The sequence below is a fragment of the Burkholderia perseverans genome, from assembly GCF_022870505.1.
Classification (GTDB): domain Bacteria; phylum Pseudomonadota; class Gammaproteobacteria; order Burkholderiales; family Burkholderiaceae; genus Burkholderia; species Burkholderia plantarii.
In genome coordinates, this window is sequence record NZ_CP045094.1 from 2,669,951 (window position 1) to 2,692,774 (window position 22,824).

Below are 22,824 nucleotides of genomic sequence, written 5' to 3' on the forward strand. Positions count from 1 at the left end.
CGCATACGGACGAAAAAATACCCGCTGGCGCGGGCATTTTCTTAAAACTGGCGGAGCGGACGGGACTCGCCCACATTCCGCGGGCCGCGGTTGCGCATACATGCGCAACCCTTCGACTCCCGCCGGAAGCCGCGCAGGCGGCTTCCTCCACTCCGCATACAGACGAAAAAATACCCGCTGGCGCGGGCATTTTTTCAAAACTGGCGGAGCGGACGGGACTCGAACCCGCGACCCCCGGCGTGACAGGCCGGTATTCTAACCAACTGAACTACCGCTCCAGATCGGTGCTGCCAGCGAACCACGAGCCCGTGAATGTTCTCGGCTCCGGTCGCTGCGTCGCGGCCAAAACCCGCAACGGAGCGAGATTGTGCCCTGAATACCGGCACCGCGCAACCACATTGCGTCCGATCGATGAACGATGCGGCCCCAGCTCCCGCACCCTCCCCACGCCCCCCGAAAAAACCGGCGCCGGCATCGCACATCCGCCTTCCCCTGCGCGATTACAATCCGATCCGTGTTCCCCCGTTGACGGACCCCCGATCTTGGATCGACTCGAAGCCATGTCGATGCTGCTGTCCGCCGTCGAGAAAGGCAGCCTCTCTGCGGCGGCGCGCGACCTGCATATCCCCGTTTCCACGCTCACGCGCAAGGTGAGCGATCTCGAGACCCGGCTCGGCACACGCCTGCTGATCCGCACCACGCGCAAGCTGACGCTGACCGATACCGGCCTCGCCTACGTGGCGGCCGCGCGCCGTATCCTCGACCAGGTCCACGAACAGGAGCGCGAGGCCAGCGGCGAATTCACGATGCCGCGCGGCGAGCTGGTGATCGCCACGCCCGTGCAGTTCGGGCGGCAGCACGTGCTGCCGGTCGTCAACGCGTTCCTCGCGCAGTTCCCCGAGATCAAGGTCCGGCTGCTGCAGTCGGACCGCAACGTCGATCTGATCGACGCGCATGCCGACGCCGCGGTCCGGATCGGCCGGCTGCCCGACAGCAGCCTGGTGGCGACGCGCGTCGGCGCGCTGCGGGCCGTCGTCTGCGCGAGCCCCGCGCTGCTCGCGCGCCATGGCGTGCCGCGCACGCCCGACGATCTCGCGCGCCTGCCCTGCGTGGTCTTCAACAGTCCCTACCTGTCCCCGTGGCGGTTTCGCAGGCCGGGCACCGACGACCTGACGAGCCTCGCGGTCGACCCGCGCCTGCACGTCTCGGCGCCCGACTCCGCGGCCGACGCGGCCGTGCAGGGCATCGGCGCGACGCTGCTGCTCGAGCACGACGTCGATCACGCGGTGCGCGCCGGCCTGCTCGACATCGTCCTGTCCGAGTACGAGGTCGAGCCGGTGCCCGTCCACGTGATTCACGTATCGCGCAACCTGATGCCGCTGAAGCTGCGCAGCTTCATCGACTTCGCGGTGCCGCGCCTGCGCGAGTCGCTCGCGCATCTGGGGCAGCGGCCCGAGGGCGGGCGCGCTCGGTAAGCGCAGGCCGGCGGCGCAACGGAGTGCGGCGAGCAAGCCGCCCGTCTGCCCCGCAACGCTTCGCCATCGCACGCAGCGCCCCCGGTCACAGCCGCGCCGCAACCCGAAATCAGGCAGACGGCGGCCCCTGCCGCGCGGCGTACACCACGAACGCGATTGCCGACGAGGCGGAACCTCGCTATGGTCGAAGCTTTCCGCCTGCTCCGAGACGCGCCGCATGCCCCGCCCCTTGCCGCCCCTGCTGTCCCTGCGCGCGTTCGAAGCCGCCGCGCGGCGGCTCAGCTTCAGCCTGGCCGCCCAGGAACTGTTCGTCACGCAGGGCGCCGTCAGCCATCAGATCCACAAGCTGGAGACGGATCTCGGCGTGGCGCTATTCGACCGGCGCGCGCGGGGCGTCGAGCTGACGCCCGAGGGCCACGCCTATTACGCGAGGGTCCACGACGCGTTCACGCTGCTGCGGCTCGGCACCGAGGAATTGCGCGGCCGCGCGCCGGGACGGACCACGCTCAGCGTCGGCGTCCTGGCCTCGTTCGCGACGCACTGGCTAGCGCCGCGCCTCGCGGCCTTCTCGGCCGCCCATCCGCAGATCGACCTGCAGCTGCGCTCGTCGATCGCGCTCGCCGATCTCGGCGCCGGCGAGATCGATCTCGCGATCCGCTACGGCCGCGGCGGCTGGCCCGACGTCGAGGCACGCAAACTGATGCCCGAGCGGCTTGCGCCCGTCTGCGCGCCGGCGCTGCTCGCGAGCGGGCCGCTGCCCCACACGCCGCGCGAGCTGTTGCGCTTCCCGCTGCTGAGTTCGTACTCGCAGACCACCTTCGAATGGGACGCGTGGGCCGCGCACGCGGGCCTCGACCTCGGCAACACGAAGCGGGTCCAGCTGCATGACTACAACATCGTCGTGGAAGCCGCGATCGCGGGACAAGGCGTCGCCATCGGCCGTCATCGGCTGATCGCGCGCCAGCTGGCGAGGGGCGCGCTGGTGCGGCCGCTGCCCGGCCTCGTGCAGGACCACCCCGAGATCGGCTGGTGGCTCGTCACGCCGCGGCGCCGGCCGGGCGAGGCCGCAGCGGCGTTCATCGACTGGCTCGTCGCCGCCGCCGCGCGCGATTCACTCGACACGCTCGATGCGCCCGACGGCGCCACGACGCAAGACGAAGTCGCCACCACCATCGCGACGCATGAATCCGGCTCATGCGTGGCCGGCAAAGATTGATTGGTCGCCGGACGACGCGGCAACTAGCATCGGAGATCCCGAATCACGAACGCCAAACCATCATGACTTCAACGATCTCCGGCCGCGTCGCGGCCCTCGGCCTCACGCTCCCGTCCGCGCCGCCCGCCGTCGCGAACTACCTGCCGTTCGTGCGGCACGGCGACCTGCTGCACGTCGCCGGGCAGATCTCGCGCCGCGACGGCCAGCCCGCCTGCCTCGGGCGGCTCGGCAGCACGCTCTCGATCGAGGAAGGCGTCGAGGCGGCGCGGCTGGCCGCGCTCGGCGTGATCGCGCAGATCGCCGCCGCCACCGACGACCAGCTGGCACGCGTCGCCCGCATCGTGCGGCTGAACGTATTCGTTGCGTGTACACCCGATTTCGATCGCCATCCGCTGGTCGCCAACGGCGCCTCCGATCTCGTCGTCGAGGTCTTCGGCGAGGCCGGCCGCCACGTGCGCAGCGCGGTCGGCGTCGCGTCGCTGCCCGCCGGGGTCGCGATCGAGGTGGACGCCGTCATCGCGCTGGCCGCCTCCTCGTCACCCGAACCGAACGCCCCTCACAAGGACCGCTCATGACTTCCGCCCTGTCTCCCGCCGCCGTCGATGCGCTGCGCGCCGCCACGCCGGGCATCGCCCACACCACCCACTTCAACCACGGCGGCGCCTCGCTGCCGTCGGCCCGCACGCTGGAGGCCGTCCAGACGCAGCTCACGCGTGAAGCCGCGATGGGGCCGATGGAAGCCGGCGCGGCCGGCGTCGAGCAGAGCGAGCGTGCCCGCGGGCTCGCCGCGCGCCTGCTCAACGCGCAGCCCGCCGAGATCGCGCTGACCACCAGCAGCACGCACGGCTGGGGCCTCGCGTTCGATGCGCTGGGCCGCTGGCGCGCCGGCGACCGGATTCTCGTCGCGCGACAGGAATGGGGCAGCAATCTCGCCACGCTGCGCATCGCGGCACAGCGCGACGGCGTGTCGATCGAGACGATTCCGTGCGACGCGACGGGCGCGGCCGACCCCGAGGCGCTGGCCGCGCTGCTCGACGAGCGCGTGCGGCTGATCGTGCTGACCTGGATGCCGGCCAACGGCGGCCTGATCAACCCGGCCGCCGCGATCGGGCGCATCGCGCGCCGTCACGGCATCCCGTATTTCGTCGACGCGGCGCAGACGGTCGGCCAGTTGCCGATCGACGTCGCCGAGCTGGGCGCCGACGTGCTGGTCGGCACCGGCCGCAAGGCGCTGCGCGGGCCGCGCGGCACCGGCCTGCTCTACATCCGGCAGGATTTCCTGCCGCGCCTGACGCCGTCGTTCGTCGACGTCTGGTCCGCGCCGTTCGACGCCGACGGCAACCCGGTGCTGCGCCGCGACGCCGCGCGCTTCGAGACCGGCGACACGGCCTATGCGCTGCGCTGCGGCCTCGCGAACGCGCTCGACGAGGCGCTGACGCTCGGCATCGACGTGATCCGCGCGAGCATCGACGCGGTCGCCACGACGCTGCGCGAGCGGCTCGCGGCGCTGCCCGGCGTCAGCGTACTGGACCTCGGCGCGGAACGCTCCGGACTGGTGTCGTTCGAGGTGGCCGGCATCGAGCCGGCCGAGGTGCGACGCCGGCTCGCGGAAAAGCAGATTTCGATCGCCAGCAACGGGCTCGACTACACACCGCTCGACATGGAGGCGCGCGGCCTGCGCGAAGTCGCGCGCGCCTCGGTCAGCTACCTGACCACCGAGGGCGAGATCGACACGCTGCTGGCAGGACTCGACGCGATCCGGCACGCGTGATCAACCGGCGCCGGGCGGCATTGGCATCTGCATTGATGACGACAACGACGCACTTCACGGTGGCGCCGCGCCGGTGTTAGCGTTAGGCTCTCGCGCGGTGCCGTCCGATGGCGGCACCGCTCTCTCCCTACGCCACGGAACGACCATGCGCCCCGTCGACACCCTCGAAATCGAAACCGCCGCCGATCCCCGCTACGCGGTGATCCTCATGCACGGCCTCGGCGCCGATGCCAACGACTTCGTGCCGCTGATCCCCGAATTGCGCCTGGCCGACGCGCCCGGCGTGCGCTTCGTGTTCCCGAACGCGCCGGAGATGCCCGTCACCGCCAACAACGGCTACGTGATGCGCGCCTGGTACGACATCCTGTCGTTCAACGGCGGCCTGAACCGCGAGGTCGACGAAGCGGGCATCGAGGCATCGCGCGAGACGATCCGCGCGCTGATCGCGGCGCAGAACAACCGCGGCATCCCGACCTCGCGGATCTTCGTGGCCGGCTTCTCGCAGGGCGGCGCGATGACGTGGACCGTGGGCCTCACGCATCCGGACGCGCTGGCCGGGCTGATCGTGCTGTCCGGCTACCTGCCGTCGCCGGCGCTGATCGCACGCGATTTCCAGGCGGCCAACCGCGACACGCCGATCTTCGCCGCGCACGGCAGCTTCGACGACGTACTGCCGCCGCAGCTCGGTGAAGCCGCTCGCGATTTCGCGCTCGATCGGGGATGCAAGGTGGACTGGCACGCCTATCCGATGCCGCACTCGACCTGCATGGAGGAGGTCGTCGCGCTGCGCGCGTGGCTGCTCGAGCGGCTCGTCTGACGTCGCGGACCATGGCGCCGAACCAGTCGCCAATCAAGGAACGCAGGCAAGAAAAAACCCGCAGGGCCATCGGCCATGCGGGTTTCGGGATTTCGTTCAGGCGGCTTCGGAGCCGAACTCCGTGCACCCTGCGAAGCGGAATGGTGGGTGCTGAGAGGCTCGAACTCCCGACCTACGCCTTGTAAGGGCGCCGCTCTACCAACTGAGCTAAGCACCCGCTTCGCTTGCCGCCTGCCTGATACGCGGTCCCGTCCAATGACGTGACACCCATCAGGCAGCGAGCCGGCTAGTTTAATGCATCCTTCAGCGCTTTACCAGCCCTGAATTTCGCGACGCGTGCTGCCTCGATCCGGATCGTTTCGCCGGTTTGCGGATTGCGCCCATTGCGCGCGATCCGTTCGCCGACCTCGAACGTGCCGAAGCCCGCCAGCGTCACGCTGCCGCCGCCTTCGAGCGCCTGCATCACACCGCCGATCAGTGCGTCGAGCGCACGTCCCGCCGATGCCTTCGATAAATCCGCTTCGCGTGCAATGTGGTCGATCAAATCCGTCTTGTTCATCTGCCGTCCCCTTCCGTGAGTGGTTCAGTCTCAGGACAGCCGCCCCGTGCCGGCCGTCGCCCGGTTCACGCCGGGTCGATCATTAAATGAAGCCGAAACGGTCATGTCAAGTGATACGGATGAGGCAACGCAATGCTCGGCGAAATCCTACGCCGACGGGTAAAAAAAACCCGCGGACAGGCCGCGGGTTCGGTTCCGAAACGGGTTCGGATCAGTGCTTGACGACTTCCGTCGAAGCGTCCTTGGCCGCTTCGGCAACCGGGGCCGCGGCCTTGGCTTCCTCTTCCGGCAGCGCGTCGGGCACGCGTTCGAGCGCCAGCTCGAGCACCTTGTCGATCCAGCGGACCGGCACGATCTCGATCGCGTTCTTCACGTTATCCGGGATGTCGGCGAGATCCTTCACGTTCTCTTCCGGAATCAGCACGAGCTTGATGCCGCCGCGATGCGCCGCGAGCAGCTTCTCCTTCAGCCCGCCGATCGGCAGTACTTCGCCGCGCAGCGTGATCTCCCCCGTCATGGCGACATCGGCACGCACCGGAATGCCCGTCAGCACCGACACCAGCGCCGTCGTCATCGCGATGCCGGCGGACGGACCGTCCTTCGGCGTCGCGCCTTCCGGCACGTGGATGTGGATATCCTGCTTCTCGAACGCCTCGTCCTTCACGCCGAGACGACGCGAGCGCGAACGCACCACCGAGCGCGCGGCCTCGACCGATTCCTTCATCACGTCGCCGAGCGAACCGGTGCGGATCACGTTGCCCTTGCCCGGCATCACGGCGGCTTCGATCGTCAGCAGGTCGCCGCCGACTTCCGTCCACGCGAGACCGGTGACCTGACCGACCTGGTTCTCCTTCGCGGCAAGGCCGAAGTCGTACTTGCGCACGCCGAGGAACGTGTCGAGGTTGCCCGCGTCGACCTTGACCGGGCTGGCTGCCTTCTTCAGCAGCAGCATCTTCACGACCTTGCGGCAGATCTTCGACACTTCGCGTTCGAGCGAGCGCACGCCGGCTTCACGCGTGTAATAGCGGATGATGTCGCGGATCGCCTCTTCGGCCACCTCGATCTCGCCGTCCTTGAGCCCGTTGTTCTTCTTCTGCTTCGGCAGCAGGTAACGCTGGGCGATGCTGACCTTCTCGTCTTCCGTATAGCCGGACAGGCGGATCACTTCCATCCGGTCGAGCAGCGGCGGCGGGATGTTCAGCGAATTCGACGTGGCCACGAACATCACGTCGGACAGGTCGAAATCGACCTCGACGTAGTGATCGGCGAACGTGTGGTTCTGTTCCGGATCGAGCACTTCGAGCAGCGCCGACGACGGATCGCCGCGGAAATCCATGCCCATCTTGTCGACTTCGTCGAGCAGGAAGAGCGGATTGCGCACGCCGACCTTGGTCAGGCTCTGCAGGATCTTGCCCGGCATCGAGCCGATGTAGGTGCGGCGGTGGCCGCGGATCTCGGCCTCGTCACGCACGCCGCCCAACGCCATGCGCACGAACTTGCGGTTCGTCGCGCGGGCGATCGACTGGCCGAGCGAGGTCTTGCCGACGCCCGGGGGCCCGACGAGGCACAGGATCGGCGCCTTGACCTTGTCGACGCGCTGTTGCACCGCGAGATACTCGAGGATCCGTTCCTTGACCTTCTCGAGGCCGTAGTGATCCTCGTCGAGCACCTGCTCGGCGTTCGACAGGTCGTTGTTGACCTTGCTCTTCTTGCGCCACGGCAGGCCGATCAGCGTGTCGATGTAGTTGCGCACGACGGTGGCCTCGGCCGACATCGGCGACATCAGCTTGAGCTTCTTGAGCTCGGCGTCGGCCTTCTTCTTGGCTTCCTTCGGCATGCGCGCGGCGTTGATGCGCTTCTCGAGCTCCTCGAGATCGGCGCCTTCCTCGCCCTCGCCCAGTTCCTTCTGGATCGCCTTGACCTGTTCGTTCAGGTAGTACTCGCGCTGGCTCTTCTCCATCTGGCGCTTGACGCGCCCGCGGATGCGCTTCTCGACCTGCAGGATGTCGATCTCGGCTTCGAGCTGCGCGAGCAGGTGCTCGAGGCGCTCGATCACCGGAAACATCTCGAGGATGTGCTGCTTCTGGTCGAGCTTGAGCGGCAGGTGCGCCGCGATCGTGTCGGCCAGACGCCCGGCCTCGTCGATGCCCGACAGCGAGGTCAGGATCTCCGGCGGGATCTTCTTGTTCAGCTTCACGTACTGGTCGAACTGCGACACGATTGCGCGGCGCAGTGCTTCCGTTTCGGCGCTGTCGGCATGGTCCGGTTCGAGCGGCAGCACTTCGCACGAGAACTGGGTTTCCTGTTCCTCGATCGACAGCGCCTGGGCGCGCTGCAGGCCCTCGACCAGCACCTTCACGGTGCCGTCCGGCAGCTTCAGCATCTGCAGGATGTTGGCGATGCAGCCAACCTCGTACATGTCCTTTTCGGTCGGCTCGTCCTTCGCGGCGGTCTTCTGCGCGACGAGCATGATGTGCTTGCCGCCTTCCATCGCGGCTTCGAGCGCCTTGATCGATTTCGGCCGCCCCACGAAGAGCGGGATCACCATATGCGGGAAAACGACGACATCCCGCAGCGGCAGCAACGGGAGCGTAATGCGTTCCGGCGGGAGAAGTTGGGTGCCTGACATTTTCATTTCCCCATGAGTGGAATCAATTGTTCGGTAATTGAGGCCGGCACAGCAGATTGCAAGCCTTCAGCGCGTGGGAAATATTCGGTAAAAAATTCGCCGTGAAACGGGAAGTCAGTGTTACCCACAAGACTAAACGAAAAAAGCCGCTCATGACGCCATGAACGGCTTTTTTGCTCCTTCAGACAGTCAAGCCGCTCAATTCGAACCCGCCACTTTCGGGGCGTCTTCGTAGATCAGCAGTGGCTTGCCGTCGCCGTCGATCACGTTGTCGTCGATGATCACCTTGCTCACGCCCTTCAGCGTCGGCAATTCGTACATCACGTCGAGCAACGCCTGTTCGATGATCGAACGCAGCCCACGCGCACCGGTCTTGCGGCGGATCGCCTTGCGGGCCACCGCCTGCAGCGCGTCCGGACGCAGTTCGAGTTCGACCCGCTCCATCGCGAACAGCTTCTGGTACTGCTTGACGAGCGCGTTCTTCGGCTCGACCAGGATCTTCATCAGCGCGATTTCGTCGAGCTTGCCGAGCGTGGCGACCACCGGCAGCCGGCCGATCAGCTCGGGAATCAACCCGAATTTGATCAGGTCTTCCGGCTCGACCTCGCGCAGCACCTCGCCCGAATCGCGTTCCTGCTTGCTCTTCACCGTCGCGCCGAAGCCGATGCCGGTCTTCTCGGTGCGATCCGTGATGACCTTCTCGAGCCCGTCGAACGCGCCGCCGCAGATGAACAGGATGTTGGTGGTGTCGACCTGGATGAAATCCTGGTTCGGATGCTTGCGCCCGCCCTGCGGCGGCACCGACGCCATCGTGCCCTCGACGAGCTTGAGCAGCGCCTGCTGCACGCCCTCGCCCGACACGTCGCGCGTGATCGACGGGTTGTCCGACTTGCGGCTGATCTTGTCGATCTCATCGATGTAGACGATGCCGCGCTGCGCCTTCTCGACTTCGTAGTTGCAGTTCTGCAGCAGCTTCTGGATGATGTTCTCGACGTCCTCGCCGACGTAGCCGGCTTCCGTCAGCGTGGTCGCGTCGGCGATCACGAACGGCACGTTCAGCAGCCGTGCCAGCGTCTGCGCGAGCAGCGTCTTGCCGGAGCCGGTCGGGCCGATCAGCAGGATGTTGCTCTTCGAGAGCTCGACCTCGTCCTTCTTGTCGAGATGCTTGAGACGCTTGTAATGGTTGTAGACGGCCACCGCGAGGATCTTCTTCGCGCGCTCCTGGCCGATCACGTACTGATCGAGGATTTCGCGGATTTCCTGCGGGCTCGGCAAGTCCGATTTCGACAGACTGGCTTCGACCCCGGATGCGGCTGCTTCGTCGCGAATGATCTCGTTGCAGAGGTCGATGCATTCATCGCAGATGAACACCGACGGGCCGGCGATGAGTTTTTTCACCTCATGCTGGCTTTTCCCGCAGAACGAGCAATACAACAGCTTTTCGCTGTTCGAACCTTTTTTGTCCGCCATGGATGTATGAGCCTCCGGACACACGAGTTACATGATACGCCGTCTGGCCGGCCGCCCATGACATCGACATGGGTATTGGCCGGCCGTGCTGGTCTAGCCGCAGATGCTCGGGGCGCGGGCACCGCTCCCATTGGGGCGGCACCCCGTTTGCTTCATTACGGACGCTTCGCCGATACGTGATCGATCAGGCCATACGCCTTCGCATCGTCGCTGGACATGAAATTATCACGATCCGTGTCGCGTGCGATGCGCTCGACATCCTGGCCCGTATTCTCGGCCAGGATCTTGTTCAGGCGTTCGCGCAGATACAGGATCTCGCGCGCCTGGATCTCGATGTCCGAGGCCTGGCCGCGCGCGCCGCCAAGCGGCTGGTGAATCATCACGCGCGCGTTCGGCAGCGCGTAGCGCTTGCCCTTCGCGCCCGACGACAGCAGGAACGCGCCCATGCTGGCCGCGAGGCCCATGCAGAGCGTCGACACGTCCGGCTTGATGAACTGCATCGTGTCGTAGATCGCGAGGCCCGCGGAGACCGAACCGCCCGGGCTGTTGATGTAGAGGCTGATGTCCTTGTCCGGATTCTCGCTCTCGAGGAACAGCAACTGGGCCACCACGAGGTTCGCGGTCTGGTCGTTCACTTCGCCGACCATGAACACGATCCGCTCCTTCAGCAGGCGCGAGTAGATGTCGTAGGAACGCTCGCCGCGACCGCTCGTCTCGACGACGATCGGCACCAGCCCGAGCGCCTTCGTCTCGAAATCCTGCGGTGCATGGGAAGCCAGCGTGTCCAGCAATTCAGCGCGATTGATCATGCAATGAGCCTTGTCCGAAATGAATGTTGAACGGGGGAAGCGCCGCCGGCGCGAATCCGCCGGCCGCCCGGACACCGACGCAAAAACGGCGTGCGGGCCGTCGCTCCGACAGCCGGCACGCCGCTGAAACGACGCTTAAGCCTGCGCCGATGCGCTTGCCAGTGCCTCGAAGCTCACTTCCTTGTCCGTCACCTTCGCCTTGCCGAGCACGAAGTCGACGACGTTGCTCTCAACGACGAACGCTTCCATTTCGGCCAGGCGCTGCTGGTTCGAATAATACCAGCGGACCACTTCCTTCGGGTCTTCGTAGCTCTTCGCAAACTCGTCGACTTCGGCACGGATCTGCTCGGGCTTCGCCTCGAGGCCGTTGGCCTTCACCAGCTCGGCGATCACGAGGCCCAGCTTGACGCGGCGCTCGGCCTGCTCCTTGAACATCTCGACCGGAATCGGCGCGGTGGCCGCGTTCGGCACGCCGCGCTGCGCGAGGTCCTGGCGCGCCATTTCGACGAGGCGCTCCTGATCCTGCGCGACGAGCGCGTTCGGCACGTCGAGTTCGGAAATCTTCAGGACCGCGTCCATCACCTGGTTCTTCACCAGCGACTGCGTGCGGCGCTTCGCTTCACGCTCGAGGTTTTCCTTGATCTCGCCGCGCATCTTGGCCAGATCGCCATCTTCGATGCCGAGCGTCTTCGCGAATTCGGCGTCGATTTCCGGCAGATGCGGCCATTCGACCTTCTTCATCGTGACCGTGAACTTCGCGGTCTTGCCGGCGACATCCTTGCCGTGATAATCCTCGGGGAACGTCAGGTCGAATTCGCGTGCCTCGCCGACCTTCAGGCCCAGTGCGGCCTGTTCGAATTCCGGCAGCATCCGGCCTTCGCCGAGCACGAACGGGAAGTCTTCGGCCGTGCCGCCCTGGAATGCGACGTCGTCGATCTTGCCGACGAAGTCCACCGTCACGCGGTCGCCGTTCTGGGCAGCCTGCTCCGCGCCGCCGTCGCCATGCTCGCCGCCTTCGCCGCGCGCGTGGAAATGCACGCGCTGCTTGCGCAGGATGTCGAGCGTGCGGTCGATTTCGGCTTCGCTGATGGTGGTGGTCGAGCGCTCGACTTCAGCCGTGGCCAGATCACCGATCTTGACCTCCGGGTAAACCTCGAACGTCGCGTCGAACGCGTAAGCGTCGGCCGCGGCGTCCTGCTTCGGCGCAAAGCTCGGCTGCCCCGCCACGCGCAGGCTTTCCGCGCGGCTGACTTCGAAGAATTCCTGGCCGATCTTGTCGCTCAGCACTTCTGCCTCGACCTGGCCCGCGTATTGTTGCGCGACCATCTTGAGCGGCACCTTGCCCGGGCGGAAACCCGGCATGCGCACGTTCTTCGCGAGTTTCTGGATACGGGCGTCGATCTCCTTCTGCACGACTTCCTTCGGCAGGGAAATCGTCACACGGCGTTCGAGCTTGCCGAGGTTTTCAACAACGTTAGCCATGGCTTCAATCGTCCTAAAATTATTCGAGCGAATCGGTTTTCCTTGCCGTGCCTGCCTCACGACGCCGGTGCGTCGCGCGCCGCCGTTCCCATACGTTCGGCGCGAGCGCCGCCGGTTGCGGAGCGCGGCGCCTGCGGCTTGAAAAGCACGGCTTTGGCCGGAAGAATCGACTATTCTAGCAAACTATTGTCGCCATACTGCCAGATCGCGCGGCATCATCCAGCGGCTCGCGCCCGCGCTCGCCTGCCTGCGCGTCGAACCCGGCGCCCAGCCCCGCATGCAACCCCGCATGCCGCCCGCTCATCCCCACCCGCCCGGTTCGCGGCGCGCCGCGATCCCGGCCATACCGCATTGCCTATTCGCCAGCCGCCACGGGCCTGTTAAGCTCGCATCTCGCCGTCGCGCATGCGCCGGGCCCGCGCGCCGGCCGGCCCCGGCCCGCGCCGCGAATCCAGCCCAGAATCCAACCCGATATCCACCGGAGACACCATGCAGCCCTTCCCGTCCGCGCCCGTCATCGTCATCGCGCCCGATTCGTTCAAGGGATCGTTGTCCGCGCAGCAGGTGACCGACGCGATCGCGGCCGGAATCGCGCGCGCGCGCCCCGACGCGATCGTGCGCGGCTGCCCGATGGCCGACGGCGGCGAAGGCACGCTCGACGCGATGCTCGCGCACGGCGGCACGCGCCGCACGCTGAGCGTGGCGGGCGCGGCGCTCGCGCCGCGCGAGGCGGCGGCAGGGCTGGTGGACGCGCGCACCGCGATCGTCGAGACGGCCGAGATCGTCGGCATCACCGATCCGGTCGGCATGGCCGTGCCGGTCGAGGCGCGCGGCACGCGCGGCATGGGCGAGGCGATCCGGCAGCTGCTCGACGAGGGCGTGCGTATCTTCTTCGTCGCGCTCGGCGGCAGCAGCACCAACGACGCGGGCGCGGGCCTGCTGGCCGCGCTCGGCCTGCGCGCGCTCGACGCCGACGGCCGCGAGTTCGAGCCGGTGCCGGCCCGGCTCGGCGAGATCGCGCGCCTCGACGCGTCGGGGCTCGATCCGCGGCTGGCCGAAACGCAGTTCGTCGCGATGTCCGACGTCGACAACCCGCTGACGGGCGAACACGGCGCCACCGCGATCTTCGGCCCGCAGAAGGGCGTGCGCCCCGAGCAGGTCGCGACGCTCGACGCCGCGCTCGCGCGCTACGCCGAACTGGCCGAGGCGGCGCTCGGCCGCCAGGTGCGCGACCAGCCCGGCGCCGGCGCGGCCGGCGGCCTCGGCTTCGCGCTGCATCTGCTCGGCGCGCGCTTCGAGCCGGGCGCGGAAGTGGTGGCGCGCCAGATCGGCCTCGACGCGGCGCTCGACGGCGCGCACTGGCTGATCACTGGCGAGGGCCGCTCGGACGGCCAGACCCTGCACGGCAAGGCGCCGTTCATCGCGTGCCGGCACGCGGCCGCGGCGGGCGTGCCGGCGAGCCTGCTGTCGGGCGCCGTCGACGCCGCCGCGCTGCCCCAATTATCAGAACATTTTGACGGCTGCTTTTCGCCGGCGCCGGGACCGATTACGCTCGAGGTCGCGATCCGCGATGCCGCCCGGCTGCTCGCCAACGAGGCCGAACAGCTGGCCCGGCTGCGCTTCGGCCGTTTATCGCCCCGTTGACCGCACGCGGCGATACGGGAACAATCGGGCCGCCGCCCTACTTCAGGAACCGCCATGAAAGGCAGCCAAGCCGGACTCGACCAGTTTCTGACCCACCGCCTGCACACCATGAACAAGCTCACCGACCGCGCGCTCGGCGAGCTTTACCGCGACAAGCTCGGCATCACGCTGCCCGAGGCGCGCGTGATCAACGCGGTCGGCGCGTTCGGGCCGTTCTCGATCATGGAACTCGCGCGCCGCACGCATCTCGACAAGAGCCAGGCGAGCCGCGCCGCCGAGGCGTTGATCCATCAGGGCCTGCTGTCGCGAGCCGCCAGCGACGAGGACGGCCGCATCGTGGTGGTCGCGCTGACGCGCGACGGCGCCGCGCTGAACCGCAAGATCATGACGCTCGCGCGGCGCTGGAACGGCGATCTGGCCGAACGGCTCAGCGACAGCGAACGCGCGGCGCTGGAGCGCGCGCTCGACAAGCTGATCGCATATACGCGCGAGCGAATCGAATAAGGAGGCGCGCGGGCGCCGAATCGGCAATCGGGCGGCAATCGGGTGGCAATCGGGCGCTTCGCTTCGGCGAACTTGCCTTCGGCCCGATCCGCCGCGTGCCGCGATACATGCGCGAGCGGCGCGCCGACGGACGGCCCCGCTGACGGACGGCCCGATTCACCGGACGGTTCAATTCGTCGCGCGCCGCCTTGCAGGACAGCCGACTGCGCACCGGGTGCGCCCGCACCATCCAACTTCCGACGCCCGGACATCGACCGGCACCGGCCTTCCCCTCCTCCCGCGCCACCAGCTGCCGGCAGTCCCTGCCGATCGATGCATCCGCGTCGAAGCTTCCGCGATCCCGTCGAACCGCCCGGCACCTGACCGCGCGAGCCAGCCGCTGCGGCGCGACTCGCCCCGAACGGGCGCGACCCGACTCGACGCTCGACTCCCCTGGAACCGGTACGCCCGCACCACGTCCATCCGCCCCGGTGCACGACTTCGCTGATCGTTGCGCACGCAACTTGATCGAACGATCGCGTCGTTTCCCGCTCAACCAGACAGGACGGGCGTTTCCGGCGTTTCGAAAGTCGTATCACGGCGTGTCAAAAGTAACAAAACGTGACCAGCCGAACCGGGGCAAACGCACTAGAAAGCCCCATGCATTTGAGCCTGTTGGCGCAGCCGCCGAATCCGTAATCTGAACGAACTGCGACTCCGAGTGAAGGAGACAGGTCATGAAACTGCATCAAACGCCCGATCCGACGCCGATCGAGCCAAGGCCGCCGCCGGGCGATCCGCTGCCCGGCCACGATCTGCCAGGCCAGCCGCAACCGGACATCCCGGTGCCGCCGCCGGGCCTGCCGCCCGTGACGCCCATACCGGATCCGCCGCGCGCCTGACGCGCCGCAATCCGATTTACCCAGTCATTGACGACACCATTTATTACGGAGAACGACACCATGAACAAGACGAACAAGATCGCCCTGAAGTCGCTGCTGGCCGCGAGTGCCGCCCTGATGCTCGGTACGGCGCTGGTGCCCGCCGCCTACGCCCAGACGTCGACCACCGACGACAACGGTGCCGCAATGAAGTCGGACCAGCCGGTGTCCGATACCTGGATCACGACCAAGGTGAAGGCCGAACTCGCCACCACCAAGGGGGTGAAGAGCACCGACATCGACGTGAAGACGGTGGACGGCGTGGTGACGCTGACCGGCGTGCTGCCGTCGAAGACGGCTGTCCATAAGGCGGTGGCGGTGACCAAGGCGATCAAGGGCGTCAAGCAGGTCGACGACTCGGCGCTGAAGGCGAAGAGCTAACCGCGCGCCGCGCAGGCAACGCGCGCGCGGGCAGCACGTGTTATCTGGCGGCGCCGCGCGCCGCCCCCTCATCACGGACCATCCGGAGGACACCATGAACGAAGACAGGATCAAGGGCCAGTGGAAGCAGCTGGCCGGCAAGCTCAAGGCCAAGTGGGGCAAGCTGACCGACGACGATCTGGCGGTACTCGACGGCAACCGCGAATACCTGGCCGGCCGTATCCAGGAGCGTTACGGCATTGCACGCGACGAAGTGGAAAAGCAGTTGAACGACTTCGACCGGACGCTATAACCAACGCCGCCGCGCCGCGATCTTCCCGGCTCGCGTCGCGGGCAAAGGAGGTCCAATGGGCAAGTATTTGATCGCATGGTTGCTGGGCGTGCCGATCGGGTTGCTGGTGGTGATTTACCTGATCGCGCACATCTTCTGATGGACGCAGCACGTGCAATACGTGCAATACGTGACACGCGGCGCATCGCTCGAGCGGTGCGCCGCGTTTTTTTTGCCCTGCGCCTACCCCGGCCGCCGTTCGTTCCGTCGCGCCTCGGCGGCGCGAAGCCCGGCCCGTTCAGTCGTCCCACGCCGGCAGCCACGTCACCGTCGCCGCCACCGATTCCCCGGGTGCGAGCACACAGCCGCCGCGCTCGCCTGCCGGCAGGTCGAGGTTGAGCCAGTCGGTGGTGTTGCTGACCGGTTCCGCGCAGAAGAACGGCTCCCCGGCCGGCGAATACAGCACGAAATGATCGAGCGGCGAATCGGCGCGCATCGTCAGCCGGCGCCGCGACTCGGGCCAATGGATCACCGCTTCGCGGCTCCAGCCCGTGAAGTTGTTGTCGAGCGCGAACGCGTCGAGCACGAGGCCGTCCGCCAGCGCGTCCACGGCCGGATGTGCGCCGAGCGCGGTCGGCAGCAGCTCGCCGTCGCTGCGCCAGATCGCCCGCACGCGCGTCTCGATCCGCGTGCGCGGCGTGCGCGGGTAATAGGGATGCAGGCCGAAGCCGAACGGCATCGGCCGGCTGTCGAGGTTGCGCGCGCTCAGGCGCAGCACCAGCCCCGCTTCGCCCAGCTCGAAGCGCTGTCGCGCCTCGTAGCGAAACGGCCAGCCCGGCGCGGCCGCGCTGCCCGCGCCCGCCGGCGGCGTCCAGCCGAACCGCAGTTCCGCCGACGAACCGTCGCGCGCGACGGTCTCCCACGGCAGCCGCCAGGCGTGGCCATGCAGCGCGTGCCGCAGCGGCCCGCTGCCCATCGGCAGGTGCCATTCGCGGCCGTCGAAGCGGAATCGCCCGTCGCGGATGCGATTGCAATACGGCAGCAGCGGAAAGCTCGCCATCTGCAGCGGGTCGCCCCCGTCGAGCGCGGCGCGCCCGGTCGGGCGAAACCAGTGGACCGGCCCCGAGGCCGCGGCGTCGTAGAACGCCGCGATCGCGCCGCCGAGCGCCGGCGCGAGCACCACGCGCCGGGCACCAGCGCGCAGCACCACCAGCGAGGGATCGTCGAGGATCGCGGGATCGAGGTCCGCGGCAACGGGCGATGACGAGGGCAACGAAGTCGGCCGGCGGCTCAAGGCGATGGGCTCCATGAAAACGAATCGAGACAAGGGCGGGCCGCGGCGCCGGCCCCGGCACACTGCACACGGCCGGGCCGGGCCGGGAATGGCACGACCGCGAATGGCCGTGCCGCGAATGGCCGGACTGCGAATGGCCGGACTGCGAATGGCCGGACTGCGAATGGCCGGGACGAGAGTCCGCCTGCCACCAGCGTCGCACACTCCCCGCGCCGAGGTCAATTTATTAGTAATAATTCATTCAAAACGCCTGAGCGCGGCACCACATGGCGGCCAGACATCGAGGAGATCGCCGATTGCCGGCCGGTAATATTAGTGCTAGGTTGGCCCAAACCAACGACGCACCACGCTTTCCGCTCTCTCGCACCGCATGAAAAAATCGACCCAGCGCCGCCCGACCATGACCGACATCGCCAAGATCACCGGCGTGTCGCAATCCACCGTGTCGCTCGTGCTGAACGGCGCGGTAGGCGCGAAGTTCTCGGACGACACCCGCAACAAGGTGCTGAAGGTCGCCGAGGAACTCGGCTACCAGCTGCCGACGCGCGTGAGCGCGCCGGCCGCGCCCGGCGAACGCAACCAGATCGTCTACATCGCCGACGAAATCTCCACCAGTCCGCATCCAGTCGTCAGCGTCGACGGCGCGCGCGACGCCGCCTGGAACAACGGCTGCCTGCTCGCCGTGTACTCGACCCACGGCAACGCCGAGATCGAGCAGCGCGTGCTGCAGCAGGCGCTGTCGAGCCCGAACCTGCTCGGCGTGATCTACGCGACCGTCTACACGCGCAAGGTCGGCGTACCGGCCGCGCTGCTGAAGGTGCCGACCGTGCTGCTGAACTGCTATTGCAGCGACCAGCCGCTTTCCTCGGTGGTGCCGGCCGAAGTCGCGGGCGGCCACACCGCCACCGAGTACCTGACCGCCGCCGGGCACCGGCGGATCGGCTTCATCAACGGCGAGACCTGGCAGGACGCCGCGAAGGACCGCCTGAAGGGCTATCGCCAGGCGCTCGCCACCGCCGACCTGCTGTTCGATCCGAACCTGGTGCGCGACGGCGACTGGAGCTCGGGCAAGGGCTTCGAGCACACGCTGTCGCTGATGCGCGAGCCGAACCCGCCGAGCGCGATCTTCTGCGCCAACGACCTGACCGCGATCGGCGCGATCGAGGCGCTCAAGCAGCTCGGCCTGCGCGTGCCCGAGGACGTCTCGGTGATGGGCTACGACGATCAGGAAATCGCGCGCCACACGCACCCGCCGCTCACCACGGTGGTGCTGCCGAACTACGAGCTCGGACGCTGGGCCGTGGAAACGCTGCTGCAGGAACACGAGAACCGGATGGCCGGCGCGCCGCTGCGGCACCGGACCATCAAGCTCGACGGTCCGCTGATCGAACGCGGCTCGGTCTGCGCGGCCGCCGCCGCCGATATGACCACCGATGCGGCCGCCGACCCCGGGGATACCCGAAGTAATATTTTCAATTCATGACTGTTAATATTAATTGAAGCACCGTGGCCGCCGTCTCGTTCTCGAGCGCGGCGGCTGCGGTACGCGGCGCGGATCCGGCCGTCGCGAGGTTCGCCTCGCGGCATGCCGGCCGGCGCCGCGCCCTCGGTCCGAAGGCGGCGCTACGGGCAGCCTCGCGGATGCGGTCGGGCCATAGCAGCAAGCGCCGGCAAGCCGGCATCGCCATCCGGTCGTGCAACGTGTTGGGTCAACAATAATTGGAGACAGGCATGTCAACAGCATCGCTCAATCGCAACCTCGCCACGCTCGCGCTCTGCCTCGCCGGCGCGTGGTCCACCGCCGCGCTCGCGCAGGACACCGCCGAGCAGAAGGTCGGCAACGCTTCGTCCGAAGCCTGCACCAACCCGAAACCGGGCGGCGTCAAGCTGGCCAACCTGGTGGTGGGCTTCTCGCAATCGGAGAACGAACAGAATCCGTTCCGCGCCACCGAGACCGCCTCGGTGCGCGCGGCGGCGAAGGCGGCGGGCGTCAAGCGGCTGCTCTACACCAACGCGAACAACAACCCGGCCAAGCAGGTCTCCGACATCGAAAGCATGATCAATCAGGGCGCGCAGGCCCTGATCGTCGCGCCGAACAACTCCACCGGCCTGCAGCCGGCGTTCGCGCAGGCCAAGGCCAAGGGCATCCCGGTCGTGACGATCGACCGCCAGACGGCCGGCACGTTCTGCGAAGACTTCATCACGTTCCTCGGCTCCGACTTCTTCGACCAGGGCAAGCGCGCCGCGAAGGCGCTCGCCGACGCGACGGGCGGCAAGGCCGTGATCGCCGAGATCCAGGGCGGCTACGGCAACACCGTGGAGAGCCAGCGCACCGACGGCTTCGCCGAAGGCCTCAAGGCGTATCCGAACATGAAGATCGCCGCCGCGCAGACGGCGAACTGGTCCACCACCGAGGCGCAGAAGGTAATGGAGCAGATACTGCTCTCGCATCCGGACGTCAACGCCGTCTACACGCACGCCGACGTGATGACGCTCGGCGCGATCACCGCGCTGCGCCAGGCCGGCAAGCTCAAGGGCGTGACGATCGTCTCGATCGACGGCACCAAGGACGTGGTGCGCGACATCTCGGCCGGCGTGGTGGCGGCCGACGTCGAGACCAACCCGCGCTTCGGCCCGCTCGCGATGCAGTCGCTCTCGGACTGGTTCGCCGGCAAGCCGGTGCCGCAGAAGCAGATCATGAAGGACGCGCTGTACGACAAGCGCAACGCGAAGCAGTCGCTCGACGCCGGCTCGGTCTATTGAGCGCGCCTTCGGGTTCCCGTCCCGCAACCGACTTGCAGGTTCACGCATGAACGATCCGATGCATGCCCTGCCCGACTCCGGTCCGGACGCGCACGGCGCGCCCGGCCGGGTCGTGCTCGAAACCCGTCACGCCTCGAAGACGTTCGGCGTGGTGCGCGCGCTGCGCGACGTTTCGCTGACGCTGCGCGCCGGCGAGGTGCATGGCCTGATCGGCGAGAACGGCGCCGGCAAGTCCACGCTGATCAAGATCCTCACCGGCTTCCATCCGCTCGACGAGGGCGCCGTGCATCTCGACGGGCAGCCGGTGGCGTTCGATTCGCCGCGCGCCGCGCAGCGGCTCGGGGTGTCCGCGGTGTATCAGGAGATCAACCTGATTCCCGAGCGCAGCGTGGCCGAGAACATCTTCATCGGCCACGAGCCGCGACGTTTCGGATGGCTGATCGACCGGCGCCGGATGAACGCGATGGCGGGCGAGATCGTGCGGCGCTACGGGCTGTCCGTCGACCCGGCTGCGAAGCTGAGCGCGCTCGGGCTCGGCGAGCAGCAGATGGTGTCGATCGCGCGCGGCGTGTCGCTCGGCGCGCGCGTGCTGATCCTCGACGAGCCGACCTCCGCGCTGTCGGGCGCCGAGGTCGAGGTGCTGTTCCGGGTGGTCGAGCGGCTGCGCGCCGACGGCATCGCGCTGCTGTTCGTGAGCCACCGGCTGTCCGAGTGCTATCGGCTCTGCGACCGCTTCACGGTGATGCGCGACGGCGCGATCGTGAAGACCGGCACGCCCGACGAGCTGCCGCGCGCCGCGCTGATCGCCGCGATGCTGGGCCGTGAAGGCAAGGGGCTCGGCGGCCATGGCGGCCAGCGCGAGACCGGCGCCGCCGCCGATGCCGCGCCGGCGCTGCAGGTCGACGCGCTGCGCTGGCGCACGCGCGTGCGCGACGTGTCGCTGCGCATCGCGCCGAAGGAGATCATCGGGCTGGCCGGGCTGCTCGGCTCGGGCCGCACCGAAACCTTCAAGGCCGTGTTCGGCGCGCAGAAGGCCGAAGGCGGCGAGGTGCGGATCGGCGGCGCCGCGCTGCGCGACGCGGCGCCCGCGCGCTCGATCGAGCGCGGGCTCGCGTTCCTGTCCGAGGACCGCCGCTCCGAGGGCATCTTCCCGCGCCTGTCGGTGCGCGACAACCTGGTGGCCTCGGTGCTGCCGCGCCTGTCGCGCTTCGGCTTCATCTCGACGCGCCGCCAGGACGCGCTGGTCGCGCGCTACATCGAACAGCTCGGCATCAAGACCGCCGGCCCCGGCGCGCCGATCTCGACGCTCTCGGGCGGCAACCAGCAGAAGGTGCTGATCGCGCGCTGCCTGTCCACCCATCCGGGCGTGCTGCTGCTCGACGATCCGACGCGCGGCATCGACGTCGGCGCGAAGGAGGAAGTGCATCGCGTCGTGCAGAGGCTCGCCGACGACGGGCTCGCCGTGGTCGTCACGTCCTCCGAGATGGAGGAACTGCTCGAGCTGACGGACCGGCTCGTGGTGCTCAACGAGGGCGTGACGACCGGCACGCTGGCGACGCGCGGCGCGAGTCCCGACGACGTGCTCGCGATTCTTGCGCGCGGCGGCGACGATGCTCGCCGCGACGAGCTCGACGGCACGCCCAATGGCGGCACGCCCGGAGGCACCGCGCCCGATGACGACACGCCTCCCGCATCCGGAGCCGCCGATGCGCCGCGCGAGCGCTGACCGGCCCGCCGCGGGCCGCGCGTGCGCGACGCCCTGCCCGGCCGCCCCCCTGCCGTCCGGCCGCGCCCCGCGGCGCGGCCGCCCGACCGACCCTGCGAGGACAGCTTGAACCTTTCGAACACTCCCGTGCAGCGCCCGCCCGCCGACGCGGCGCGCGCGATCCCCGGCCGTGCCGCGTTGCTCTGGGCGCGCGACAACAGCGTCTACGTCGCGCTGGCCCTGCTGGTCGCGCTGAATCTCGCGATCACGCCCGGCTTCTCCAATCCGCTCGCCGCGCGCAGCCTGCTGTTCGAAGCCGCGCCCGTGATCCTGATCGCGCTGGGCCAGAACCTCGCGATTGCCACGCGCGGCATCGACCTGTCGGTCGGCTCGGTGATGGCGCTCGCCAGCGCCACGCTGGCCGTCTGCCTCGACTACGGCACCGGCACCGCGATCGCGGCCGGCATCGCGGCCGGGCTGGTGGCGGGTCTCTTCAACGGCGCGCTGGTGTCGATCGTGCGGATCGATCCGCTGATCTCCGGCCTCGCGCTGCTGGTGGCCGCGCGCGGCCTCGCGCAGGCGCTGGTCGGCGGCTCGCGCGTGAGCCTGCCGCCGTCGGACGCGTTCGACCTGCTCGGCACCGGCGCGCTCGGCCCGCTGCCGGTGGTGATGGCGATCGCGCTCGTACTCGCGCTGCTGACCATGCTGGTGGTGCGCCGGACCACTTTCGGCCGCTACACGATCCTGATCGGCGCGAGCCGCGGCGCCGCCTACCTGGCCGGCATCCCGGTGCGCCGCACGCTGTTCCTCGTCTATGCCGCGAGCGGCGTGCTCGCGGGGCTGGCCGGCGTGTTCGCGTCGGCGCGGCTCGGCGCGTCCGATCCGAACTACGTCGGCGTCAATTTCGAACTCGACGCGATCGCCGCCTCGGTAATCGGCGGCACGCCGCTCTCGGGCGGGCGCATCTCGGTGGTCGGCACCGTGTTCGGCGTGCTGCTGCTGCAGGTGCTCGATGCGAGCTTCATCATGAACAACGTCAGCTTCACCTACGCGCAGATCCTGAAGGCCGTGTTCATCGTCGTTGCGCTGTACCTGCAACGGCAGGGAGGCTGAG

General features: G+C 68.1%; 20 protein-coding genes and 2 tRNA genes. 14 read left to right on the forward strand and 8 right to left on the reverse strand.

What is annotated here, in order from left to right; translation table 11 throughout:
* Positions 1-201: 201 nt before the first annotated feature.
* Positions 202-278, reverse strand: a tRNA-Asp gene (locus BpN12_RS26355).
* Between the two features lie 264 nt (positions 279-542).
* Here BpN12_RS26355 and BpN12_RS26360 point away from each other — a divergent pair.
* From BpN12_RS26360 to BpN12_RS26380, 5 genes are all read left to right on the forward strand, one after another.
* Positions 543-1,475 (forward strand): LysR family transcriptional regulator, encoded by a 933-nt coding sequence (locus BpN12_RS26360; protein WP_246795156.1) that lies wholly within the window; start codon positions 543-545, stop codon positions 1,473-1,475.
* 217 nt (positions 1,476-1,692) lie between these two features.
* A complete protein-coding gene (gene gcvA / locus BpN12_RS26365; RefSeq protein WP_246795157.1) occupies positions 1,693-2,691 on the forward strand; it encodes a transcriptional regulator GcvA in 999 nt (332 codons plus the stop codon).
* Between the two features lie 62 nt (positions 2,692-2,753).
* A complete protein-coding gene (locus tag BpN12_RS26370; RefSeq protein WP_246795158.1) occupies positions 2,754-3,266 on the forward strand; it encodes a RidA family protein in 513 nt (170 codons plus the stop codon).
* A complete protein-coding gene (locus BpN12_RS26375) occupies positions 3,263-4,462 on the forward strand; it encodes an aminotransferase class V-fold PLP-dependent enzyme (protein ID WP_246795159.1) in 1,200 nt (399 codons plus the stop codon). The genes BpN12_RS26370 and BpN12_RS26375 overlap by 4 nt, the downstream gene beginning before the upstream one ends.
* A gap of 145 nt (positions 4,463-4,607) precedes the next feature.
* Positions 4,608-5,279: an alpha/beta hydrolase gene (locus tag BpN12_RS26380; protein ID WP_246795160.1), complete on the forward strand. Its 672-nt coding sequence runs from the start codon at positions 4,608-4,610 to the stop codon at positions 5,277-5,279.
* A gap of 141 nt (positions 5,280-5,420) precedes the next feature.
* Here the strand turns inward: BpN12_RS26380 and BpN12_RS26385 are convergent.
* From BpN12_RS26385 to tig, 6 genes are all read right to left on the reverse strand, one after another.
* Positions 5,421-5,496: transfer RNA gene (locus tag BpN12_RS26385), tRNA-Val, on the reverse strand.
* A gap of 69 nt (positions 5,497-5,565) precedes the next feature.
* Positions 5,566-5,838: an HU family DNA-binding protein gene (locus tag BpN12_RS26390; protein WP_246795161.1), complete on the reverse strand. Its 273-nt coding sequence runs from the start codon at positions 5,836-5,838 to the stop codon at positions 5,566-5,568.
* A gap of 211 nt (positions 5,839-6,049) precedes the next feature.
* Positions 6,050-8,467 (reverse strand): endopeptidase La, encoded by a 2,418-nt coding sequence (gene lon, locus BpN12_RS26395; protein WP_198251875.1) that lies wholly within the window; start codon positions 8,465-8,467, stop codon positions 6,050-6,052.
* Between the two features lie 198 nt (positions 8,468-8,665).
* Positions 8,666-9,937: an ATP-dependent Clp protease ATP-binding subunit ClpX gene (gene clpX, locus BpN12_RS26400; protein ID WP_246795162.1), complete on the reverse strand. Its 1,272-nt coding sequence runs from the start codon at positions 9,935-9,937 to the stop codon at positions 8,666-8,668.
* Positions 9,938-10,092: 155 nt separating this feature from the next.
* On the reverse strand, positions 10,093-10,746 hold the full coding sequence (gene clpP / locus BpN12_RS26405; protein ID WP_015875394.1) for an ATP-dependent Clp endopeptidase proteolytic subunit ClpP: 654 nt from the start codon (positions 10,744-10,746) through the stop codon (positions 10,093-10,095).
* A gap of 135 nt (positions 10,747-10,881) precedes the next feature.
* Complete coding sequence (gene tig, locus BpN12_RS26410; protein ID WP_246798017.1) at positions 10,882-12,228, reverse strand: trigger factor; 1,347 nt, start codon at positions 12,226-12,228, stop codon at positions 10,882-10,884.
* A gap of 489 nt (positions 12,229-12,717) precedes the next feature.
* Between tig and BpN12_RS26415 the strand changes: the two genes are divergently transcribed.
* The 5 genes from BpN12_RS26415 (at position 12,718) to BpN12_RS26435 (ending at position 15,969) form a co-directional block, all read left to right on the forward strand.
* Entirely contained in the window at positions 12,718-13,872 is a 1,155-nt protein-coding gene (locus tag BpN12_RS26415; protein WP_246795163.1) for a glycerate kinase, read from the forward strand.
* Between the two features lie 54 nt (positions 13,873-13,926).
* Positions 13,927-14,376, forward strand: coding sequence for a MarR family winged helix-turn-helix transcriptional regulator (locus tag BpN12_RS26420; RefSeq protein WP_042625277.1), 450 nt, complete (start codon positions 13,927-13,929; stop codon positions 14,374-14,376).
* Between the two features lie 716 nt (positions 14,377-15,092).
* Positions 15,093-15,257 carry a hypothetical protein gene (locus BpN12_RS26425; RefSeq protein ID WP_246795164.1) on the forward strand — a complete coding sequence of 55 codons (165 nt, stop codon included), beginning with the start codon at positions 15,093-15,095 and terminating at the stop codon, positions 15,255-15,257.
* A gap of 60 nt (positions 15,258-15,317) precedes the next feature.
* On the forward strand, positions 15,318-15,677 hold the full coding sequence (locus tag BpN12_RS26430) for a BON domain-containing protein (protein ID WP_246795165.1): 360 nt from the start codon (positions 15,318-15,320) through the stop codon (positions 15,675-15,677).
* A 94-nt stretch (positions 15,678-15,771) separates the two neighbouring features.
* The gene (locus BpN12_RS26435) at positions 15,772-15,969 is read left to right on the forward strand and encodes a CsbD family protein (RefSeq protein WP_015875389.1); all 198 of its coding nucleotides are present in this window, start codon (positions 15,772-15,774) and stop codon (positions 15,967-15,969) included.
* 277 nt (positions 15,970-16,246) lie between these two features.
* On the opposite strand, the gene BpN12_RS26440 is transcribed toward BpN12_RS26435, so the two are convergent.
* On the reverse strand, positions 16,247-17,257 hold the full coding sequence (locus tag BpN12_RS26440; protein WP_246795166.1) for an aldose 1-epimerase: 1,011 nt from the start codon (positions 17,255-17,257) through the stop codon (positions 16,247-16,249).
* A gap of 355 nt (positions 17,258-17,612) precedes the next feature.
* On the opposite strand from BpN12_RS26440, the gene BpN12_RS26445 reads away from it, so the two are divergent.
* From BpN12_RS26445 to BpN12_RS26460, 4 genes are all read left to right on the forward strand, one after another.
* Positions 17,613-18,725 carry a LacI family DNA-binding transcriptional regulator gene (locus tag BpN12_RS26445; RefSeq protein ID WP_246795167.1) on the forward strand — a complete coding sequence of 371 codons (1,113 nt, stop codon included), beginning with the start codon at positions 17,613-17,615 and terminating at the stop codon, positions 18,723-18,725.
* 248 nt (positions 18,726-18,973) lie between these two features.
* Positions 18,974-20,005 carry an ABC transporter substrate-binding protein gene (locus BpN12_RS26450; protein ID WP_246795168.1) on the forward strand — a complete coding sequence of 344 codons (1,032 nt, stop codon included), beginning with the start codon at positions 18,974-18,976 and terminating at the stop codon, positions 20,003-20,005.
* A gap of 46 nt (positions 20,006-20,051) precedes the next feature.
* Positions 20,052-21,731, forward strand: a complete 1,680-nt coding sequence (locus BpN12_RS26455; RefSeq protein ID WP_246795169.1) for a sugar ABC transporter ATP-binding protein — start codon at positions 20,052-20,054, stop codon at positions 21,729-21,731.
* A 105-nt stretch (positions 21,732-21,836) separates the two neighbouring features.
* The gene (locus BpN12_RS26460; RefSeq protein ID WP_246795170.1) at positions 21,837-22,823 is read left to right on the forward strand and encodes an ABC transporter permease; all 987 of its coding nucleotides are present in this window, start codon (positions 21,837-21,839) and stop codon (positions 22,821-22,823) included.
* The last annotated feature ends 1 nt before the right edge of the window (position 22,824 follow it).

Bases quoted from the DNA above. Each gene is read 5' to 3' on its own strand.
- gcvA (WP_246795157.1), top strand. From the start codon at position 1,693: ATGCCCCGCCCCTTGCCGCCCCTGCTGTCCCTGCGCGCGTTCGAAGCC.
- BpN12_RS26370 (WP_246795158.1), top strand. From the start codon at position 2,754: ATGACTTCAACGATCTCCGGCCGCGTCGCGGCCCTCGGCCTCACGCTC.
- BpN12_RS26375 (WP_246795159.1), top strand. From the start codon at position 3,263: ATGACTTCCGCCCTGTCTCCCGCCGCCGTCGATGCGCTGCGCGCCGCC.
- BpN12_RS26380 (WP_246795160.1), top strand. From the start codon at position 4,608: ATGCGCCCCGTCGACACCCTCGAAATCGAAACCGCCGCCGATCCCCGC.
- BpN12_RS26390 (WP_246795161.1), bottom strand. From the start codon at position 5,838: ATGAACAAGACGGATTTGATCGACCACATTGCACGCGAAGCGGATTTA.
- lon (WP_198251875.1), bottom strand. From the start codon at position 8,467: ATGTCAGGCACCCAACTTCTCCCGCCGGAACGCATTACGCTCCCGTTG.
- clpX (WP_246795162.1), bottom strand. From the start codon at position 9,937: ATGGCGGACAAAAAAGGTTCGAACAGCGAAAAGCTGTTGTATTGCTCG.
- clpP (WP_015875394.1), bottom strand. From the start codon at position 10,746: ATGATCAATCGCGCTGAATTGCTGGACACGCTGGCTTCCCATGCACCG.
- tig (WP_246798017.1), bottom strand. From the start codon at position 12,228: ATGGCTAACGTTGTTGAAAACCTCGGCAAGCTCGAACGCCGTGTGACG.
- BpN12_RS26415 (WP_246795163.1), top strand. From the start codon at position 12,718: ATGCAGCCCTTCCCGTCCGCGCCCGTCATCGTCATCGCGCCCGATTCG.
- BpN12_RS26420 (WP_042625277.1), top strand. From the start codon at position 13,927: ATGAAAGGCAGCCAAGCCGGACTCGACCAGTTTCTGACCCACCGCCTG.
- BpN12_RS26425 (WP_246795164.1), top strand. From the start codon at position 15,093: ATGAAACTGCATCAAACGCCCGATCCGACGCCGATCGAGCCAAGGCCG.
- BpN12_RS26430 (WP_246795165.1), top strand. From the start codon at position 15,318: ATGAACAAGACGAACAAGATCGCCCTGAAGTCGCTGCTGGCCGCGAGT.
- BpN12_RS26435 (WP_015875389.1), top strand. From the start codon at position 15,772: ATGAACGAAGACAGGATCAAGGGCCAGTGGAAGCAGCTGGCCGGCAAG.
- BpN12_RS26440 (WP_246795166.1), bottom strand. From the start codon at position 17,257: ATGGAGCCCATCGCCTTGAGCCGCCGGCCGACTTCGTTGCCCTCGTCA.
- BpN12_RS26445 (WP_246795167.1), top strand. From the start codon at position 17,613: ATGAAAAAATCGACCCAGCGCCGCCCGACCATGACCGACATCGCCAAG.
- BpN12_RS26450 (WP_246795168.1), top strand. From the start codon at position 18,974: ATGTCAACAGCATCGCTCAATCGCAACCTCGCCACGCTCGCGCTCTGC.
- BpN12_RS26455 (WP_246795169.1), top strand. From the start codon at position 20,052: ATGAACGATCCGATGCATGCCCTGCCCGACTCCGGTCCGGACGCGCAC.